Here is a 20,492-nt window from a genome sequence, read left to right on the forward strand (position 1 = left end):
TGAAGATAGATGGACGTAAAAGACTATGAAAGCACAGAATTCTATTCCTATAAATTTAAAAATTTTTCGACAATGATTATTATTCCAGCTGCTATTCTTGTCTTCCTTGTATTTATTGGTTCTTTTTTTGCAATTAGACAGAGTACAGTTTCTTCAGTCGGAGTTATTGAGCCAGTGACTGTGATTAAACAAAAAACTACTAATTATGATGAGGGGCAAATTGTAACAAAACATGGTCAAAAATGGGTAGCTCATATTGATCAAGATGATGCAGTAAATTTGATGCCCATGATAGCAGCCAAGAAACAGGTGAAGATAATCACTTACGTACCAAGTAATAAGGTTTCGGCTATTAAAAAGGGACAGACGATAAACTTTTCTGTCCCAACAGGAGATGGCTTGACCAGTAGATTAATTGGTAAAGTGAGAGAAATTGGCGTTTATCCAGTAAATATAAATAAGCAGAGTGGCTATGAGATCATCTCGACTGCGAAAATTAATGATGAAAATGTTAAGTATGGGATGCAGGGAAATGCGACAATTCTCACGGGTAGTAGCACTTATTTTGAATACTTTTTAGATAAGATCTTGAATAAGAAATAAGTTTGATAAAATGATGTTAAATCATATTAGGTGAGGACAGAAATATGAATGAAAATAAGCTAAAAATGATGTTGACTAAAATCAAAGCAAATGTTGATATTGCAACTGATCCAGAAGCACAAAAACTAATTGAATCAGCACTTGATGCAGTAGATAGAAAAATTGATTTACAAAAAGTTATGCATGATCTAAAGCAAGATATTAATATGTATTCTGTGGCGCATGGATTTAAGCTACCAGAGACTTTGACAAAGTTACAGCTTTTATTAGATAAAAATCCTGATAAATGGGTTGGTGCAGGTGCTGGTGGAGTTTGGCCAGTAATCTAGATATAAATAGAATTTTTAAAAGTACCGAATTAGTCACAAACAATACTAATTTGGTACTTTTTATTTTTGGACAATTTTAAAATGCTAAAATTTAAATCTATAGGGAAAATAATTAGGAAGGAAAAATAAATGAAAATTATTGAGGCCAATGAAAAAGCAGCTTCAAGAAAAGAAAGATGGATAGTCCTAAGTATAAGTTTGATCTTCGGAGACTTAATGAACAAATTATTTTTACGGTTGACTTCGATTGATAGCTTTATTCTAAGCATGGTAATTGGAATCGGAAGCATGTATTTGCTTGAGAGTGGATATTATTATTTTAGAGATGATATTCAGAAAATAATAGAAAAGTTCAAGAAGTAATAGGTTTATTCATCTCAACTTAAATTTTAGGAGGAGAATAAAAATGGCTATAGGATACATTCCAATTATTTTACTTTTAATAATTGCTTTAGGTAATATTACTATTTCACTAAAATTGCATAAGATAGTCAGAACCTCTGACGCCTCAAATATCTTAGTGTTTGGAATAGTGACCATGGTTATTTTTGCCTTAAAAGATTTAGATTCATTTTCTTGGAGTTCAGCAATTGCTTGTATTTTTATGAGTATCGTTGTCTTTAAAGATCTATATAATGAATATCAACTTCAAATAAAAAATAAGTCTGAGGAACATAACTAATGAGAAAGCCATTAACGATTAGATGCATCTTCGCGGGATTTGCTTTTTGTTTACTTCAAACTCTAGGGGATATATTGGTCGGTAGTCAATTAACTCTTTGGATAATTCTCGGTAATATTCTGTGGGGAGTAATTTTTGCTTACTTAATGTTTAAATTATTAAAAAGAATGCAAGTGCGAAAGAAGCATCAAAGGAAAGATACAGATGAAATTTATTGAAACCACTAATAAGAAAGATGCCCATACTGAGGAATGGATCGTAATTATTCTCAGTGTGATCTTTGCATATTTGATTAATAAACTATTTTTATCTTTGACTAATAGCACTAGTATTACAGTGAGTCTTGTAGTTCTAATTGCGAGCATGAGTGTTTTTTCAATCACTTACTATTATGGTAAAGATAAACTCCAACAAAGGCTAAAAAGCAAAAAGTAAGAACCAAATTGGTTGTAAAAAGTGCTAAATCGATCCAATTATCATTCTTATTAAAAAATGATAGTAAAATTAATAAATGAATGATAGTATTTAAACAAATATAATCCTTTGGAGGACAAAAACATGAAAAATGAATTGGCACAAGTATTGAATGATTTCATTTCACTTGCTAAGACTCATTATGATCGAAAAGGTAACGAATACTTATTAGAACAATTAGAGATTGCCTTAGATAAGACGAATAACAATGTTCAAGATGCGGTAAACGAAGCACGAACAACCTATCAAAATGTGAATACGATTTGTTTAGTAAACCATCTCCATTTAGAAAAAGATGAAGAGGCATTACTTGAAAAAATTAAAGAAATTTCAATGAGTAAAGGCTGGCTTGGTGGCTTAAACAGCTGGAATACTACCAATACTTGGCCTGGAAGGTAGGAATGAAAATGCAAGCTTTTTATTATGCAATGCCAACTTTAGCAGTAATTGTAATTGCAGCATATATTTTTACTTCAGTTAAGATTCATAAGTTTATCTGGTTTTCACCAGTTGTTTATTTAGCTTTGATAGGAAGTATAGGACTCTGGATTAAAATTGGTACAAATATTTTTTCTACCTCAGAAACTGGAGTTTTCGGATTGCTTACACTAGAAGCAATTCTCTTAGAGGGAATTATTGAAGAATATAGATATCAAAAACAGAATCTTGAAAAGAATGAAGAGTAGCAAAGTAGCTACTCTTTTTTAATATATCAGCTTTATGTGCATCTTTTCTCAAAGTGAACTAAAATGGAGCTGGAAAAAGGAATAGAAGTGATAACTTTGACTGAAAAAGATGATGAAGACGATGAGATAATTAAGGTGGCTCAATTATCCGTCGAAGATGCATTAAAAGAATTAAATACAGAGCAAGCTGGTTTAACTATTGATGAAGTACATACTTTGCAGCAAACATATGGAAAAAATGTTTTTGCTAAAGCAAAACAAGAACCACTATGGAAGAAGTTTATAGCTAACTTTACAAGTTTAATGGCGATTTTACTTTGGGTAGCAGGGATAATAGCTTTCTGCGCAAATTTAGTACAACTAGGAATTGCCATTTGGGCTGTAAATATTATTAATGGGATTTTTAGTTTTTGGCAGGAATTTCAGGCTGATAAGGCAACCGAAGCTTTAGCGAATATGTTACCTTCATATACTCGTGTTGTGAGAAATGGTAAAGAAGAAAAAATTCTGGCTAAAGACTTAGTACCAGGTGACATAGTCAAACTAGAAGAAGGGGACGATATCCCAGCTGATATTCGTGTGATTGCGGCAACAAGTGCTCAGGTAGATCAATCATCCCTAACTGGTGAAGTAAATCCAGTGCATAAAGATACACATCGAATTGAAAACGTCGAAAAGAAAAATCATGCTGATCTTAATAACATGATTTTTTCTGGTACAAACATGATGAAAGGAAACGTTACAGGTGCTGTTGTTAAGACAGGAATGAATACTGACTTTGGTAAAATTGCTGAATTGACACAAAATGTTAAGCAACAAAAGAGTCCACTTGAAAAAGAACTTGATACTTTAACGAAACAAATTTCAATTCTAGCAATTTCTATTGGTATTATTTTCTTCTTAGTTGCAACTTTCTTTGTACATTATCCTTTAGTAAAAGCCTTTGTTTTTGCTTTAGGGATGATTGTGGCTTTTATTCCAGAAGGATTAGAGCCAACTGTTACATTGTCCTTGGCTGGAGCAGTTCAAAGAATGGCAAAAAAGCATGCCTTGATTAAGCGTTTATCTAGTGTTGAAACGCTAGGGTCAACTTCTGTCATTTGTTCTGATAAAACAGGTACTTTAACTAAGAACGAAATGACCGTAAAAGAACTTTGGACTTTAGAGAAGAGCTATCATGTTTCGGGTGAAGGTTATGCAGTGCGGGGTCATATTAAAGAAGGACCAACGCATATTTTTGCAAAAGATAATGACACCTTGAAGGAAGTATTACTTGGTGGTGTTTTTGCAGATAATGCAAGAATTCAAAAGCCTGATAAGCAACATCCGCGCTACCAAATCTTAGGTGATCCAACTGAAGCTTGCCTTGAAGTTGTTGCAAGAAAAGGAAAGATAGATGTTGAAGCAGAAGTAGAAAAGACACCACGCGTTAAAGAATTGCCATTTGATTCAAGTAGAAAAATGATGACAGTAATTCAGAGCTCCGATGGTACACACCGTTTCAATACCTATACTAAGGGTGCCCAAAATTGTGTGGTTGATAAATGTACTTCTTACCTATGTGATGGTAAAATTCAGCCTATTACCCAGGAAATAAAAGATAAGATTATGCGAGCAAATGACGGCTATGCTAAAGATGGCTTGCGTGTCTTAGCAGTTGCTGGCCGTAATCTTGATCAAAAGATAATGGATAATTTAGATCTTGCAACAATTGATACAGTTGAAAGAGATCTCACCTTCTTAGGGTTAACCGTTATGATGGATCCGCCAAGAGCCGAAGTTTATAAGGCGGCACGTGAATGCCGCAAGGCTGGAATTAAAGTTACGATGGTTACTGGTGACTATGGTTTGACCGCTAAGAGTATTGCTCGTGAAATTGGCTTGACTGATCCTGATAAGCCACTGACAGTCATTACTGGGGATGCTTTAAAGACGATGCCTGATAAGGAGTTAAGACATTATCTTGAAGGTGAAGTTGTTTTTGCTAGAATGGCCCCTGAACAAAAATACCGTGTTGTTTCGATGTATGAAAAAATGGGTAAAATCGTTGCTGCCACTGGAGACGGCGTTAATGACGCACCTGCTTTAAAGAAAGCAAATATTGGTATCGCTATGGGTGGAACGGGTACTGATGTTGCAAAAGAAGCAGCCGATATGATTTTGGCTGATGATAATTTTGCTTCTATTGTAGGTGCTATTAAAGAAGGACGCGGTGTATACAGCAATATTCGTAAGTTCTTAATTTACATTTTGAACTCAAATATGCCTGAAGCCGTTCCATCTGTTCTGTTTTTACTTTCAGGTGGGGCAATTCCATTGGCTTTGACTGTAATGGAAATTTTATTTATTGACCTAGGTACTGACATGATTCCAGCTCTAGGTTTAGGACGAGAAGATCCTGAAAAAGGAATTATGGATCGGCCTCCAAGATCACCAAAGGATCATTTGATTAATAAAGATGTCCTGGCAAAAGCCTTTCTCTGGTATGGTTTAATTGCTTCGATAATTGCGACAGCTGCCTTCTTCATTGCTAACTTTTATCGTGGTCATATTTTTCCTAATTTGCCAGCAAGCGGCTGGGACTATCGCCAAGCAACTACTGTAACTTTAGCGGCAATTATTTTTTGTCAGATTGCGGCAGTCTTAAATATTCGGTATGCTAGACAGTCAATGTTTAACAAATATTTCTTTAAGAATTCGATGATTTTTATTGGGATCATTATGGAAATTGTCTTGCTACTATGCATTTCTTATGTGCCAGTCTTTCAGTCATTTTTTGGTACCGAGCCGCTTAATGCACATGATTGGATGATGCTAGTATGTATCCCGATACCATTAATTTTAATTGACGAGTTAAGAAAATGGATTTTAAGAAAAGAGTCAAAAAATAAATAAACTTTAACTGCTAGTTTTAACTAGCAGTTTTTTCTTGCTAAAATAGTAAAAATACGGAAGGTGGCGAAAGTATGAAAAAAGGATTAGTAATGGAAGGTGGGGCAATGCGCTGCATGTTTACTGCTGGAGTAATCGATACTCTGATGAAAGCCGGCATTGATTTTGATGGTGCAATAGGTGTATCAGCAGGAGCTGCTTTTGGGTGCAATTATAAGTCAAAGCAAATAGGAAGAGTTTTACGCTATAACGTAAAATATGCTAGTGATCCACGTTTATCTAGTTGGCACTCGTGGCTAAAGACCGGTGATTTATATGGTGCTGACTTTTGTTATCGAGAATTACCAGTAGAATTAGATGTATTTGATACCGCTGCTTTTCAAAAAAATCCCATAGATTTTTGGTGTGTGGCAACTGACATTAATAATGGTGAAGCAGTATATCATAAATTGATTTCAGGTAAAGAAGCAGATTTGCAGTGGATTCGCGCCTCTTCATCCATTCCTGTTTTTGCGCGGCCAGTTGAAATTGGGAGTCGTAAGTATTGGGATGGTGGAATTAGTGATTCAATTCCGATTAAATTTTTTGAAAAAATTGGCTATGACAAGAACGTTGTCATTTTAACGTAGCCCCTCTCTTATCGAAAAGAAGCAAGTAAACTATATCCAGCTTTAGAATTAGTCTTACATCAATATCCTGCTGTCTTGAAAAAATTAAAGACAAGAGCAAAAGATTATAATGATGTACTTAATTACATTAGAAAAAAAGAAGTACAAGGCAAAATGTTAGTTATCAGACCGCCTTATCCTTTAGAAATTGGCACAATGGAGAAAGATCCCCAAGAATTGAAGCGTGTATACCAAATCGGTGTAAAAGAAGTTAAGAAAAATTTACAAGCAATAAAAACTTATTTGAGTGAATAATCTTCTTGAATGACTTGTCTAGATTACATTTCATTCGCTATAATTAACAAAAGCTTAAATTTTCAGTTTTTTAATAGTAATTGTAGAGGGAATGAATGTAATGAAAAAAACAAAACTGTTAAGCTTTTTCTTTGCACTTTTGATGTTTTTCTCACTCGGTGCTACTTTTATCAAGCCAGCTCAAGCGGCTAGCCAAAAGCAAGTAGCAGAAGGTAGTGTCTTGAAGAAGATTAAAAAGAGTGGAGAATTAGTAGTCGGTACATCTGCTGATTATCCGCCACTAGAATTTACCGCAAGTGAAAATGGTAAGACTAAATATGTTGGAGTAGATATTGAACTAGCCAAAGATATCGCCAAAGACTTAGGTGTGAAGTTAGTTATTAAGAATATGTCTTTTGACTCCTTGTTAGTTGCACTCGAGACAGGAAAGGTAGATATGGTTATTTCGGCTATGACGCCTACCCCTGAAAGAAAGCAAAGTGTGGCATTTTCAAAAATTTACTATAAGCCAAGTGGTGAATATTTCTTAGTAAATAAAAAGGATAAAGACAAGTACACCAGTATTCAAAGTCTTAAAGGTCAAACGGTTGGAGCACAAACAGGAAGTAACCAATATAATTTAGTTAAGTCTCAAATGAAAGATTCTAAATTAAAGGGTCTTGGAAAAATTAACAACTTAGTATTAGCCTTGCAATCAGGCAAGGTTTCTGCAGTAGTAGTAGAAGAATTAATTGCTAAAGCATATGCCGAAAATAATAGTGGCTTAGCTGCAGTTCATTCAAACTTAAAAGAAACTCAAGCAGGAAACGCAGTTGCAATTGCTAAAGGACAAGATGATTTAGTAGCTCAAGTAAATAAGACAATTGACCAAGTTCAGAAGAAAGACTTGATTAATAAAGAATATTTACCAGCAGCTGCTAAATATATGAAGACAGAAAAGAAAAGTAATACTTTTGCTAAGTACATTCCATATTTCTTTAAGGGTATTTGGTACACAATCGTAATTACTATTTTTTCAGTAATTATTGGTATTGTTTTAGGTATCATTTTAGCTTTGATGCGTTTATCAAAGAATCCAATTTTACACTGGCTTGCTGTTTGCTACATTGAATTTATCCGTGGTACGCCGCAAATGGTACAAATTTTATTTGTTTACTTCGGAATTGGATATTTGATTTCTAATCTTTCCGCTTTAGTTGCAGGTATTATTGCGATTGGACTTAATTCTGGAGCCTATGTGGCTGAAGATATTAGGTCAGGAATTGATTCTTTACCAAAAGGCCAGATGGAAGCAGCTCGCTCACTTGGTTTAAGCCGTCAAAAAGCCTTTAGATATGTCATTATTCCGCAGGCAATTAAGAACATTTGGCCAGCTTTAGGCAATGAATTTATTACTTTATTAAAGGATAGTTCGTTAGTTTCAGTAATTGGAGTTGCAGAACTAATGTATCAAACACAATTAGTTCAAACTTCAACTTATAAGGGTGTTCTACCATTATTTATTGCCATGATTATTTACTTTATTATGACTTTCTCATTAACGAGATTATTGAATCACTTTGAAAAGAGGATGAAGCGTAATGACAATGATTAAGGTTGAACATTTAAAGAAGAGTTTTGGAAAAAAAGAAGTCCTCAAAGATATTTCTGCAAATGTTGAGAAGGGAAAAGTTATTAGTATCATTGGCCCATCAGGTTCAGGTAAGAGTACATTTTTACGCTGTCTTAATGTACTTGAGACACCAACAAGCGGCAAGATAATTTTTGATGGGCAAGATTTAACACATATTAGTGAAAAGGAATTAGATATTTTAAGAGAAAAAATGGGAATGGTTTTCCAAAGCTTTAATCTTTTTCCAAATATGAATGTAGTTGAAAACGTTAAATTAGCTCCTATGAAAGTTAAAGGCGTAAGTGAAGAAGAAGCTGAAAAGCAGGCTTTAGAATTGCTTGATAAAGTGGGTTTGAAAGATCGGGCTAAGCAATATCCTTCTAGTTTGTCTGGTGGGCAGCAGCAACGTGTTGCGATTGCTAGAGCTTTAGCAATGGACCCCGAAGTAATGCTATTTGATGAACCAACAAGTGCCTTAGACCCAGAAATGGTTGGCGAAGTTTTAAAGACAATGCAAGACTTGGCAGATTCAGGTATGACAATGGTTATTGTTACTCATGAAATGGGATTTGCCCGTGAAGTTTCTGATGAAGTGTGGTTTATGGCAGATGGATATTTGCAGGAACAAGGAAGTCCAGAACAAATTTTTGAAAGTCCGCAAAGTACACGTGCAAAAGACTTTCTTTCTAAAGTACTTTAAATATTAATATTTTTTAAAATAAGCACTTTCTTTTTACAAGGAGAGTGCTTTTCTTTATAATAGTTGCGTTAGAAAAGTTAAAAGGGGATGAGTTTAATGAAGATTAGACAAGCTACAATGGATGATTATGATCAAATTATGACAATTTTAAAGGATGGTGCTAACCAACTAGCAGAACGTGGAGTTGACCAATGGCAAGGAGACTATCCTTCACCAGATCAAATTAAAGAAGATATTGAAAAAGGTTTTGCCTATTTAGCTGTTTCAGCTGATGGGGAAACAGTAGGTGCTATTTCTATAGTTGAAGCACCAGATCATTCTTATGATGATTTGAAAGGTGAGTGGCTTCTAGATACTGATAAATATGTTGTAATTCACCGCGTTGCCATTCATTCAAAGCACGCAGGTCATGGTTATGCTACTAAGCTTTTGACTGAAGTAATTGATTATATTCGTGATCACCGTAAAGATATTGATAGCATTCGAATTGATACACATGAAAACAATAGCGCAATGCAACATCTAATTGATAAGATGAATTTCACTAAAGTGGGAGAATTGCATGGAGTTTATCGTCCAGATGAAATTTCATATGTTTATGAGAACGTTAGATAATAAATAAATTTTAGCTAGGTTGAAAAACCTAGCTTTTTTGTTGAGTTTAAGCATTCTGTTGACAGGTATGAATATGATAGAATATTCTTGTTGAATACTGTAAATTACATGGAGAAATCGATGAGAAAAAATTTTAAATTTAAAATAGCCGCTGTTTGTGGACTGCTAGCTATTTTAATTGGACTTACAGGCTGTGCTAACAATAATAGCAATAAGATTACTGTTGTTGGATCTAGTGCCATGCAACTTTTAGCTGAGCAAGCTGGAAATGACTATCGTCTGTCTCATCCTGACAGTAATATTGTTGTTCAAGGAGGAGGTTCGGGAACTGGTCTTAGCCAAGTACAGGCTGGAGCAGTTGAAATTGGAACTTCCGATGTTTTTGCTGAAACTCAAAAGGGAATAGATGCTAAGAAATTGCAAAATCATCTTGTTGCCGTTGTAGGTATTGTTCCTATTGTTAATAAGAGTGCCGGTGTAAGCAATTTGAGTAAGCAGCAATTGAGTGCTATTTTTACAGGTAAAATTACTAACTGGAAACAAGTTGGTGGTAAGAACCAAACTATCACTGTAATTAACCGTTCTAAGGGTAGTGGTACTCGTGGAACTTTTGAAGGCTTAGTTCTAAATGGAAAAAAGCCAATTCAGGCTCAAGAACAAGATTCTAACGGTACTGTACGTAAAATTGTCAGTTCTACACCAGGGACAATTTCTTATATCTCATTCCCGTATGCTAATGATGAAAATATTCAAAAATTAAGTATTGATGGGATAAAGCCTACGAATAAGAATGTCGAGACAAATCGCTGGCACCTTTGGTCTTATGAACATATCTATACTAAGGGTAAACCTAACAAGAATGTTCAAAAATTTATTGATTATATGCTTGGAAGTAAGGTACAAAATGATTTAGTACCTAAACTAGGCTATATTAGTATCGATAAGATGCAGGTCGAACGTGATAGTAATAATCATGTTGTTCAAAAATAAAGAATAGGACGTTTTGATGAATAACAAAGATCTTAAAAAAGTAGTTGAGTCTGCTTTAGATAAGCAAAAAGTTCCTCATGTTAAATTAAAGAAGATTGGTGCAAGTAAGGTTGATGTTGCCAGCTTAACTGAGCCATCAAAAGAAACACGACAAGAATATTGGGGTAAAGGACTAACTTATTGCGCCATTATTTTAATTATTATTTTGGTTGCTTCAATTATTGGTTTTATTGGATTTCATGGACTAGAAACTTTTACTAAAGATCATGTGAATGTTTTTCAATTTTTAACTTCTAGTGATTGGGATCCAGGTGAGGGAAAGAATCACGTCGGAGCAGCAGCGATGATTGTAACTTCGTTTTCTGTAACCTTACTAGCTGCTTTAGTAGCAACCCCATTTGCAATTGCAGTAGCCTTATTTATGACTGAGTATTCTTCTAAAAAGGGTGCACGCTTTTTGCAATCAGTAATTGAATTATTGGTCGGAATTCCCTCTGTTGTTTATGGATTCTTGGGATTAACAGTTATTGTTCCTTTTATTAGAAATATTTTTGGTGGAACTGGGTTCGGTATTTTATCAGCGACTTTAGTTTTATTTGTCATGGTTTTACCGACAATTACTTCGCTAACTGTTGATAGTTTAAAAGCTGTACCATCTGATTACCGGAAAGCTTCTTTAGCTTTAGGTGCAACTAAATGGCAAACAATCTATAAAGTGATTTTGCGAGTTGCTTCTCCTAGAATTATGACAGCGGTAATTTTTGGGATGGCTAGAGCCTTTGGTGAAGCCTTAGCTGTACAGATGGTTATTGGTAATGCAGTTTTAATGCCAGCTAACTTAGTGAGTCCATCTGCTACTTTAACTAGTCAGTTAACTAGTCAAATGGGAAACACAGTTATGGGAACCTTACCAAATAATGCACTTTGGTCATTAGCGCTTCTATTGTTAATTATGTCTTTGGTCTTTAACTTCTTAGTCCGCTTAATTGGAAAGAGAGGACAGAAATAATGAATGCAAAAACTCGTAATAAAATTGCTACTGCTGGTATTTATACCTTAGTGAGTATTGTTGTAATCATCCTCTTTGGGATTTTAGGCGATATTCTAGTTTCGGGTGTACCACATCTTTCATGGCATTTTTTATCTTCTGAGGCTTCTTCCTATCAAGCTGGCGGAGGGGTAAGAGATCAGCTATTTAATTCCTTATATTTGCTAGTATTAACCTTAATTATTTCACTTCCAATTGCTTTGGGAGCAGGTATTTATCTAGCGGAATATGCTAAAGATAATTGGTTTACTAACTTAATTAGAACAACAATTGAAATTTTAAGCTCACTTCCTTCAATTGTTGTTGGTTTATTTGGTTATTTACTATTTGTAGTACAGTTTGGATTTGGTTTTTCAATTATTTCTGGTGCTTTGGCTCTTACATTCTTTAATTTACCAACACTAACTAGTAATATTGAACAAGCTATTGAAGGTGTTCCGCAAGCGCAAAGAGATGCGGGACTTGCCTTGGGTTTATCTAACTGGAAAACAATTCGCGGGATCGTTTTGCCGGCAGCCTTACCAGGAATTTTAACTGGTATTATTTTGAGTGCTGGTAGAATTTTTGGTGAAGCCGCTGCCTTAATTTATACTGCAGGGCAAAGTGGATCTACAATTGACTACAGTAATTGGAATCCATTTAGTCCAACTAGTTTTTTAAATGTGATGCGTCCAGCAGAAACTTTAGCTGTTCATATTTGGAAGGTTAATACTGAAGGGATTATTCCCGATGCAACAATTGTTTCAGCTGCAACTTCTGCTTTATTAATTATTGTGGTAATTTTATTCAATCTTGGTGCACGTGCATTGGGTAATCATTTATACCGCAAATTAACGGCTGCTAAGTCATAAGGAGAAATTTATGCAAAATGTAAATGAAGTCCCGACCTATATTCATCAATTTAATAAGGATGAGCAAATTATATCGACGCAGGACCTTAGTGTTTTTTATGGCGGTAGCGTACAAAAGCTTTTTAATGCTAGTCTTCAGTTTAAGAGAAAAACTATTACAGCTTTAATTGGAGGATCTGGATCAGGAAAGTCTACTTTTTTACGTTGTCTTAATAGAATGAATGACAAAGTGGCTCGAGTAGATGGTGAAATTTGGTATCATGGTTTGGATATCAATAAAAACAATATTAACGTTTACCAATTAAGAAAAAATATTGGAATGGTTTTTCAAAAACCTAATCCATTTCCAAAATCAATTAGAGAAAATATTACTTATGCTCTAAAAGCAAATGGTGAAAATGATAAGCAAAAATTAGATCAAATTGTAGAAGAAAGTTTAAGAGCGGCTGCTTTATGGGATGAAGTGAAGGACAAGTTAGATAAGAGCGCATTGGCAATGTCTGGTGGACAACAGCAGCGTTTATGTATTGCGCGAGCTCTTGCGTTGAAGCCTGAAATTTTGCTGCTCGATGAGCCTGCTAGTGCCCTGGATCCTGTTTCTACTTCTAAGCTTGAGGATACCCTTAAGCAATTAAGAACTGATTATACAATGATCATGGTAACGCACAATATGCAACAAGCTAGTCGTATTAGTGATTACACTGCTTTCTTTCATTTAGGTCATGTTTTAGAGTATGACACTACTGAAAATATTTTTACTAATCCTAAGGGTGAAATTACGGAAGACTACATTCGCGGAAGTTTTGGATAAGGGGTTTACTGTGGAAAATATTATTACAAGTAAAGATGTTCACCTGAGCTATGGAAATGTTGAAGCTTTACATGGCATTAGCTTAGACTTTGAAGAAAAAGAACTTACTACCTTAATCGGTCCTTCAGGATGCGGAAAATCAACCTTTCTTCGTTGTTTAAACAGAATGAATGACGATATACCTAATATTCATATTAGTGGTGAGATTAAATTTGAAAATAAGAATATCTATGGTCCTAAAATGGATTTGGTAGAATTACGTAAAGATGTTGGAATGGTTTTCCAGCAGCCAAGTCCTTTTCCATTTTCTGTTTATGACAATATTGCTTACGGTCTTAGAATTGCTGGAATTAAAGATAAAGAATTAATCGACCAGCGAGTTGAAGAAAGTTTAAAGCAAGCTGCAATTTGGAAGGAGACTAAAGATAATTTAGATCGAAACGCTCAAGCATTTTCTGGAGGACAACAACAGAGAATTTGTATTGCTCGTGCTTTAGCAGTTCGTCCAAAAGTAGTTTTGCTTGATGAGCCGACTAGTGCTCTTGACCCAATTTCAAGTAGTGAGATTGAAGAGACTCTTCTTGAATTAAAGCATGATTTTACTTTTATCATGGTAACGCACAACTTACAACAAGCCTCTCGAATTAGTGACTATACTGCGTTCTTAATGAGTGGGGACTTAATTGAGTATGGTAAGACCTCAGATGTGTTTATGAATCCGAAAAAGCAAATTACTAGTGACTATCTGAACGGACGTTTTGGTTAATAAAGGAGATTTTTTAAGATGCATGAAGTTTTTTTAGATGAATTACGTAAGTTGAATACTCGTTTCATGGGAATGGGCATTGATGTTAGTGAAGCGATTGAAGAAGCAACACAAGCTTTTGTTGAACATGATAAAAAACTAGCTCAAAGTTTAGTCAAAGATGATCAAAAAGTTTCGCGTGCTGCTACAAAAGTTGAAAAAAGAACCTTAAAATTGATGGCTCTTCAGCAACCAGTTGCTAGTGACTTTAGAAATGTCATTAGTATCTTAAAGGCTACTAATGACTTAGAACGAATTGGTGAAAATGCTAATTCAATTGCTTGGGAAACAATTCGAGTAAAGGGAAATCCTCGTATTCCAGAAGTTGAAGCAATTATTAAGTCAATGGCTAAGAAAGTTAACTTTATGCTAGATCAAGTTTTAAAAGCCTATGTACAAGGTGATGAAAAATTAGCTCGTGAAGTTGCTAAAAAAGATGATGAAGTAGATGAGGAATATGTAAAAGCACGTAAGTTGATTATTTCTGGAATTAAACAAGATCCAGAGGCAGCAGTTGCTTCTTCAAGCTACTTTATGGTAATTCGTTTACTTGAACGAATTGGTGACCACGTCGTTAATTTAGCACAATGGGTTGTCTATAAAATGTCAGGAGAATTAGTAGATTTAAATACTAAGGATACTGATGAGATGACCGAATTATAAAATTGAATATTTTTATGAAGCCGGCCAACAATATGATTGATATGGTCTACTTAAAAAATCTGAATATAGAAAAATAAGAACCTTCACTTTGAGGGTTCTTATTTTTATTTAACTTTATATACCTCAGTTGTAAGCGTGTGCAAAAAATAAAAAAGAAATCTATAATAAAACTATAAATTAAGCTGTAATACTAAGTAGGGGGAAGTTATGCGCGATACAGTACAAAAAAAGAAGAAACATCAATTTCCAACAGCATATACAGTTATCATTATTGTTCTATTATTGGTACAGATTTTAACGTTTTTTATACCATCAGGTAATTATGCAACGCTTGAATATGATCAACCAAGTAAAGAGTTTGTAATTACAAAACCAAATGGTAGCAAGCATAAAGAAGCAGCAACCCAAAAAACGTTAGATAAATATAAAGTTAAGATTGATGTTAAAAAGTTTACCAGTGGGACTATCTATAAACCGGTGGCCATTCCTGATTCCTATGAAAAAATTAATCAGAAAAAGCCAGGACTTGGCGGAGCAATTTATCAATTTCTTTCTTCACAAGTAAACGGAATTGCTCAAAGTATCGATATTATTGCCTTTGTTTTAATTCTAGGTGGTTGTATTGGAGTCGTTCATGCAAATGGTGCAATTGATGCTGGAATGCAGGCACTTTCTAAAAAAATTAAAGGTAAACAGGTTTTATTGATTGTCTTAGTAATGGGATTAATTGCTATTGGGGGAACAACATTTGGTTTAGCTGAAGAAACAATGGCTTTTTATCCGATCCTAATCCCAGTCTTCTTATTAGCAGGGTTTGATAGGATGACAGTTGTTGCGACGATCTTTTTAGGTACAAGTATTGGGACGATGGCATCAACTATTAACCCATTTTCAACTGTAATTGCTTCAAATACGGCTGGGGTCAATTTTACAGATGCATTGCCGCTTAGAATTTGTATGTGGGCAACTTGTGTGATTGTAGGGATGATTTATGTGATTCTTTATGCTAAAAAAGTGCAAAAGAATCCTAAAGCTTCATATGTTTATAATGACTTCGCTAAAGAAGATCAAGAATATATGAATCAAAATCAAACTGTGCAAGAAAGTAAATTTACTTGGCGTCAAAAATTAACTTTGCTTGTCTTTGCAATTGCTTTTATTGTAATGATTTGGGGTGTTCAACAAAAGGGATGGTACTTTACTGAAATTGCAGTTGTCTTCTTAGCAACGGGCTACATTTTCGCCTTTGTTTCAGGCTTAAGTGAGCATAAATTCGTTGAGAGCTTTGTAAATGGTGCTGCAGACTTATTGGGTGTGGCTTTAACAATTGGCCTAGCACGTGCTGTTTCTATTGTAATGGAAGAAAGTCATACTAGTGACACAATTATGAATTTCTTTAGCCAACAAGTTTCTGGTATGCCACCATTATTATTTATTTGGTTCATGTTCTTAGTCTACATTATTCTTGGTTTCTTTATTCAGTCATCTTCTGGCTTAGCAGTTCTTTCTATGCCAATTATGGCACCGCTAGCTAACGTGGTTGGAATTGATCGAGCAAGTATCATTGACGCTTATAATTGGGGTCAAGGGTTCATTAGTTTAATTGCACCAACTGGATTAATTTTAATGAGTTTAATGATGGTAAATATTGGGTTCAATAAATGGTTTAAGTTTTGTTGGAAACTATTAGTTATTGAATTTGGCATTTGTTTAGCCTTTTTAGCAATTGGTTTAGTTGTTTACTAACTAGGCAAATAAGTAGCTTTTAGTATTTTTTATAGCTATGATGAAACTAAAGATATTGTTTAATATTTTAAGGAGGCATTTTTATGGCTTATCCAAAAACTAAAAAAATTATGAATGAAATTGTTGCTGATTTAACTCAAACTCACATGGTTGTTCACCAACACCATTGGTACATGCTTGGAAGAGGATTTTTGAAATTGCACCCATATTTAGATGGTGTAATGGAAGAGTTGGCTGAGCAACAAGATGGGGTTGCTGAAAGATTAATTGCTATTAATGGTAATCCGATTTCTACCTATGAAGAAGTATTAGAAGAAACCAATGTTCCAGATCAAATCGGTAGCTGGGACTTATCAATTGAAGAAAGATTCCAACTAATTATAAATGCATACAAACAATTGCGAGATGATTATGAAAGAGGGATCAAGATTAGTGAAGGTGAGGGAGACGACTCAACTAATGATTTATTGATTTCTTACCATACTGCAATTGAAAAGAGAATTTGGATGATGTCAGCTGAACTTGGTCAACGTCCAGGTGAAGGTGAATAGGATAAATATATTTATGCAAAGCATTCCGTGTATGGAATGCTTTTTTGCTATAATGAAAGTAAATATTGCCATACAGGGAAAGGAATACCATGAATAAAGTTACAATTGTTGGTTCAATTAACGTTGATAATATTATGCATATTAAGAAACTCCCTCAACCAGGAGAAACAATAGCAATGTCTGAATTTTCAAAAGCTGCTGGTGGTAAGGGAGCAAATCAAGCCGTAGCAAGTAGTCGAGCAAAAAATGAAACAATTTTTGTTGGACGTATTGGAGATGATGACAATGGTCGCTTTATGCTTGAACAATTTAAAGAAAATGGAATTAATGTTGACCATGTAGCTGTAACGCCAAACCAACAAACTGGACAAGCTTATATTTTGCTTCAAGAGACAGGACAAAATTCAATTATTATTCAACATGGTGCAAATTTTGACGTAACAGCAGAAGATGTTAGAAATGCAAAAGATCAAATTGAAGATAGCGATTTTGTGATTGCTCAATTTGAAACACCAATTGAAGCAACTATTGAAGCTTTTAAGATTGCTAGAGAAGCGGGTAAAATTACTATTTTAAATCCTGCGCCAGCTCGTACTGATATTCCAGAAGAATTATTAGAATTAACCGACTTGATTACTCCTAATGAAACTGAAGCTGAGAGTATTACAGGAATTAAAGTTGACAGTGAGGAGTCAATGAAGAAGAGTAGCGAAATTTTTCATCAAATGGGAATTAAGGGTGTAATTATCACAATTGGTGAACGTGGATCGTATGTTTCTTATGAAGACATTGAAGAGATTGTTCCTGCTTTCAAAGTAAAGGCAGTTGATACAACGGCAGCCGGTGATACATTCTTAGGCGCTTTATCTAGCGAATTGAAGCCTGATTTAAGTAACTTAAGAGATAGTGTGATTTATGCATCCAAATCATCCTCATTTACAGTTCAAAAATTAGGTGCATTTCCATCTATTCCAACTAGAGAAGTAGTTGAAGAAGCTTTGAAGGAGAAGAACTGATGAATAAGACAGAGCAAGATCAATTAAAAAAAGAAGCAGCTACTAAAGCTGCTAATATGGTAGAGCCTAATTCTGTTTTAGGAGTTGGAACAGGCTCAACAGTTGCTTTTTTTATCGATGCATTAGGTGAACGCAAAGAAAAAGAAGGATTTAGTTTAAAGCATATTGTTACTACTTCTAACCGTAGTAAGAAGCAACTTGAAGGACTAGGCTTTAAGGTTGATGAATTAGCTGATATTGATCAAGCTGATTTAACAGTAGATGGCGCTGATCGAGTTGACGATAATCTAGATGGAATCAAAGGCGGTGGTGGTGCCTTAACTTTAGAAAAAAATGTTGCCATCAACTCAAAGAAAATTATTTGGATTGTTGATGAATCAAAACTGGTTCACCATCTCAGCGGTTTCCCGCTTCCAGTTGAAGTATTACCAGTATCTGCTGAACAAAACTTTAAACGTTTTGAAGCAGAAGGGTTGAAGCCTCAATGGCGTTTAGATGATCAAGGAAAGCGTTACGTAACTCATTACGGTAACTACATCGTTGATTTAGCTGCTGATCCAACTCCCGTACCACACGGTTTAGCTGATTATCTAGATCATACAGTTGGTGTAGTTGAGCACGGTTTATTTTTAGACATGTGTGATGAAGTTATCATTGCTCATAGTGATGGTACAATTGAAGACAAGAAGGGAAAATAATTATTTTTTCAAAAACTAATATAATTTTTAAAAGACTTGAGCAGTTCAAGTCTTTTTTTGTAACAAATCTTAGTTCATAATAAATATGATACGTAAATTTAGAAAGAAGGACCTTTATGTCAAAAAAGCCCTTAATTATTAGTACAGATCCAGGTATTGATGATATTGCTGCAATGACAATCAGTCTTTTTGCAGATGAACTTGATGTTAAAATGATTGTTCCAACCTGGGGAAATGTTTCTTTAGAACATACTTTACAAAATACTCTTGATTTAGAGAAATTTTTACATACAAAAGTTCCTGTAGTCAGGGGAGCTAATCAGCCATTAGTACGTCCAGCAATTAGTGCAGCTTCTGTTCATGGTGAAACAGGAATTGCTGGCTTTGAATTCGAAAAAGCTAGTGATGAATTATTAGAGCCAGGGCTGGCTGCTACGAAGATGTATGAAATAATTAAAAACAGTCCTGAAAAAGTTACTTTATTAGGAGTTGGTCCTTTAACTGACTTTGCCCTTTTATTTAAGCAATACCCTGATGTGGTAAAAAATATTGCTGAAGTTTATATTATGGGTGGAAACATTGGGCATGGAAACCATAGTCCATTTGCGGAATATAATATTGCAGGTGATCCAGAAGCAGCACAAATTGTTTTCCATTCCGGCTTGCCAGTTTATGTAGCTCCACTTGAAATTGGAGATAAGGCTCATTTAACTCAAGATCAAATGGACAAGATTAAAGAATGCGGTGAAGTTGGTAAAATGCTTTATTTGATGTTTTCTAATATTCATGAACCCGATGGAGATACTCGAATTAAGATTTATGATCCAACAGCAGTTGGAATTATGCTTCATCCTAAATTCTTTACTTTAAAGCCAGCCAATGTTGAAATTGAATTAGCTGGACGCTATACATATGGTGCTAGTGTGATGGATTTCTTAAGTGAAAAACATAATGCACAAATTGCAACAGACGTTGATACAGAGAAGTTTGCAGCTTGGTTCATTGATGGTATCAAGGCTGCCAATAATGGGAGAAAATAATGACTGATTTAGTCTATCGCTCAGTAATGCGCGATATTAAACAAAAAATACTTAATAATGAATATGAAGATATGCGTTTGCCTGATGAGCGTAGCCTAAGCGACTATTATCATGTAAGTCGTTCATCGATGAAGCGCGCTTTAGGTTTGCTTGCTCAGCAAGGGATAGTTTTTAAAAAAAGAGGTAGCGGAACATTTATTAATCCGCTCTATTTGAAGAATCAAGCGCTTTTTAAGTATGAAGGATCAAATTTAGGTATTACTGATTCCTTTAGTGTTCCCGGTAAGAAGCAAAGTATTGAGCTGTTAGACTATCAGGTAATTAAGGTCGACGAAGATTTAAGACAGGATTTATTTTTAAAAGATTCAGATTTTGTTTATCAAATAAAACGACTTCGTTTGTTAGACGATCAGCCATTTTTAATTGAAACAGGATTTATTCCTATTAAGATTACTCCAGAATTAAATCCGGATATTCTTAAAGGATCGCTATTTAACTACTTAGAAGATACACAAAATAAAACTGTAACACGTTCATTCTTAACAATTACAGTTGAGCCATCAACTTTAGAAGATCAGTCTAAATTGATGCTGGCACCTAATGAACCTGTAGGTGTAATGGAAGGTATTTTCTTTTTAGATGATGGGACTCCATTTGAAGTTTCAAATATGAGAATTCATTATAAATACATGAAGTACAATACTTTTGTTAACTTAAGTCAAGAATAAAAATAAGCCATTGTTTTTCTCGGGGGATG

General features: G+C 34.7%; 23 protein-coding genes and 1 pseudogene. All 24 read left to right on the forward strand.

Features of this window, described 5'->3' with window-relative positions:
• Positions 1-9 precede the first annotated feature (9 nt).
• The 24 genes and pseudogenes from GTO82_RS03005 to GTO82_RS03120 all read left to right on the forward strand — a co-directional run bounded on the left by GTO82_RS03005 (position 10) and on the right by GTO82_RS03120 (position 20,463).
• Complete coding sequence (locus GTO82_RS03005) at positions 10-603, forward strand: hypothetical protein (protein ID WP_180873681.1); 594 nt, start codon at positions 10-12, stop codon at positions 601-603.
• Between the two features lie 44 nt (positions 604-647).
• Positions 648-932, forward strand: a complete 285-nt coding sequence (locus tag GTO82_RS03010; protein ID WP_127835555.1) for a bacteriocin immunity protein — start codon at positions 648-650, stop codon at positions 930-932.
• Between the two features lie 129 nt (positions 933-1,061).
• Entirely contained in the window at positions 1,062-1,295 is a 234-nt protein-coding gene (locus GTO82_RS03015; RefSeq protein ID WP_127835556.1) for a hypothetical protein, read from the forward strand.
• A 43-nt stretch (positions 1,296-1,338) separates the two neighbouring features.
• Positions 1,339-1,614, forward strand: a complete 276-nt coding sequence (locus GTO82_RS03020; RefSeq protein WP_127835557.1) for a hypothetical protein — start codon at positions 1,339-1,341, stop codon at positions 1,612-1,614.
• Positions 1,615-1,818: 204 nt separating this feature from the next.
• The gene (locus tag GTO82_RS03025) at positions 1,819-2,049 is read left to right on the forward strand and encodes a hypothetical protein (protein WP_094497872.1); all 231 of its coding nucleotides are present in this window, start codon (positions 1,819-1,821) and stop codon (positions 2,047-2,049) included.
• A gap of 123 nt (positions 2,050-2,172) precedes the next feature.
• Positions 2,173-2,487, forward strand: a complete 315-nt coding sequence (locus GTO82_RS03030; RefSeq protein ID WP_004896933.1) for a bacteriocin immunity protein — start codon at positions 2,173-2,175, stop codon at positions 2,485-2,487.
• A 2-nt stretch (positions 2,488-2,489) separates the two neighbouring features.
• Positions 2,490-2,774 (forward strand): hypothetical protein, encoded by a 285-nt coding sequence (locus GTO82_RS03035; protein WP_004896934.1) that lies wholly within the window; start codon positions 2,490-2,492, stop codon positions 2,772-2,774.
• 63 nt (positions 2,775-2,837) lie between these two features.
• Positions 2,838-5,669 carry a cation-translocating P-type ATPase gene (locus GTO82_RS03040; protein ID WP_180873682.1) on the forward strand — a complete coding sequence of 944 codons (2,832 nt, stop codon included), beginning with the start codon at positions 2,838-2,840 and terminating at the stop codon, positions 5,667-5,669.
• A gap of 71 nt (positions 5,670-5,740) precedes the next feature.
• Positions 5,741-6,589: pseudogene (locus GTO82_RS03045) on the forward strand (patatin-like phospholipase family protein).
• 100 nt (positions 6,590-6,689) lie between these two features.
• Positions 6,690-8,183 carry an ABC transporter substrate-binding protein/permease gene (locus GTO82_RS03050; protein ID WP_180873683.1) on the forward strand — a complete coding sequence of 498 codons (1,494 nt, stop codon included), beginning with the start codon at positions 6,690-6,692 and terminating at the stop codon, positions 8,181-8,183.
• The gene (locus GTO82_RS03055) at positions 8,170-8,901 is read left to right on the forward strand and encodes an amino acid ABC transporter ATP-binding protein (protein ID WP_283207489.1); all 732 of its coding nucleotides are present in this window, start codon (positions 8,170-8,172) and stop codon (positions 8,899-8,901) included. Before GTO82_RS03050 ends, GTO82_RS03055 begins: the two co-directional genes overlap by 14 nt.
• 96 nt (positions 8,902-8,997) lie before the next feature.
• Positions 8,998-9,516, forward strand: a complete 519-nt coding sequence (locus tag GTO82_RS03060; protein ID WP_180873684.1) for a GNAT family N-acetyltransferase — start codon at positions 8,998-9,000, stop codon at positions 9,514-9,516.
• Positions 9,517-9,636: 120 nt separating this feature from the next.
• Entirely contained in the window at positions 9,637-10,506 is an 870-nt protein-coding gene (locus GTO82_RS03065) for a phosphate ABC transporter substrate-binding protein (protein ID WP_180873685.1), read from the forward strand.
• Positions 10,507-10,522: 16 nt separating this feature from the next.
• Positions 10,523-11,515, forward strand: a complete 993-nt coding sequence (gene pstC, locus GTO82_RS03070) for a phosphate ABC transporter permease subunit PstC (RefSeq protein ID WP_011161729.1) — start codon at positions 10,523-10,525, stop codon at positions 11,513-11,515.
• Entirely contained in the window at positions 11,515-12,405 is an 891-nt protein-coding gene (gene pstA / locus GTO82_RS03075) for a phosphate ABC transporter permease PstA (protein WP_004896942.1), read from the forward strand. Before pstC ends, pstA begins: the two co-directional genes overlap by 1 nt.
• Positions 12,406-12,415: 10 nt before the next feature.
• Positions 12,416-13,216 (forward strand): phosphate ABC transporter ATP-binding protein PstB, encoded by an 801-nt coding sequence (gene pstB, locus GTO82_RS03080; protein ID WP_180873686.1) that lies wholly within the window; start codon positions 12,416-12,418, stop codon positions 13,214-13,216.
• A 10-nt stretch (positions 13,217-13,226) separates the two neighbouring features.
• Complete coding sequence (pstB, locus tag GTO82_RS03085) at positions 13,227-13,982, forward strand: phosphate ABC transporter ATP-binding protein PstB (RefSeq protein WP_180873688.1); 756 nt, start codon at positions 13,227-13,229, stop codon at positions 13,980-13,982.
• An 18-nt stretch (positions 13,983-14,000) separates the two neighbouring features.
• On the forward strand, positions 14,001-14,684 hold the full coding sequence (gene phoU / locus GTO82_RS03090; RefSeq protein WP_180873690.1) for a phosphate signaling complex protein PhoU: 684 nt from the start codon (positions 14,001-14,003) through the stop codon (positions 14,682-14,684).
• 207 nt (positions 14,685-14,891) lie between these two features.
• On the forward strand, positions 14,892-16,430 hold the full coding sequence (locus GTO82_RS03095; protein WP_180873691.1) for a YfcC family protein: 1,539 nt from the start codon (positions 14,892-14,894) through the stop codon (positions 16,428-16,430).
• An 83-nt stretch (positions 16,431-16,513) separates the two neighbouring features.
• Positions 16,514-16,981, forward strand: a complete 468-nt coding sequence (locus tag GTO82_RS03100; protein WP_004895429.1) for a Dps family protein — start codon at positions 16,514-16,516, stop codon at positions 16,979-16,981.
• Positions 16,982-17,070: 89 nt separating this feature from the next.
• Entirely contained in the window at positions 17,071-17,997 is a 927-nt protein-coding gene (gene rbsK / locus GTO82_RS03105; protein ID WP_180873693.1) for a ribokinase, read from the forward strand.
• The gene (gene rpiA, locus GTO82_RS03110) at positions 17,997-18,695 is read left to right on the forward strand and encodes a ribose-5-phosphate isomerase RpiA (protein ID WP_180873695.1); all 699 of its coding nucleotides are present in this window, start codon (positions 17,997-17,999) and stop codon (positions 18,693-18,695) included. Before rbsK ends, rpiA begins: the two co-directional genes overlap by 1 nt.
• A 116-nt stretch (positions 18,696-18,811) precedes the next feature.
• Complete coding sequence (locus GTO82_RS03115) at positions 18,812-19,735, forward strand: nucleoside hydrolase (RefSeq protein ID WP_180873696.1); 924 nt, start codon at positions 18,812-18,814, stop codon at positions 19,733-19,735.
• Entirely contained in the window at positions 19,735-20,463 is a 729-nt protein-coding gene (locus tag GTO82_RS03120) for a GntR family transcriptional regulator (protein WP_180873697.1), read from the forward strand. Before GTO82_RS03115 ends, GTO82_RS03120 begins: the two co-directional genes overlap by 1 nt.
• Positions 20,464-20,492 lie beyond the last annotated feature (29 nt).

The organism is Lactobacillus johnsonii, from assembly GCF_013487865.1.
In the GTDB taxonomy this organism is placed as follows: domain Bacteria; phylum Bacillota; class Bacilli; order Lactobacillales; family Lactobacillaceae; genus Lactobacillus; species Lactobacillus johnsonii_A.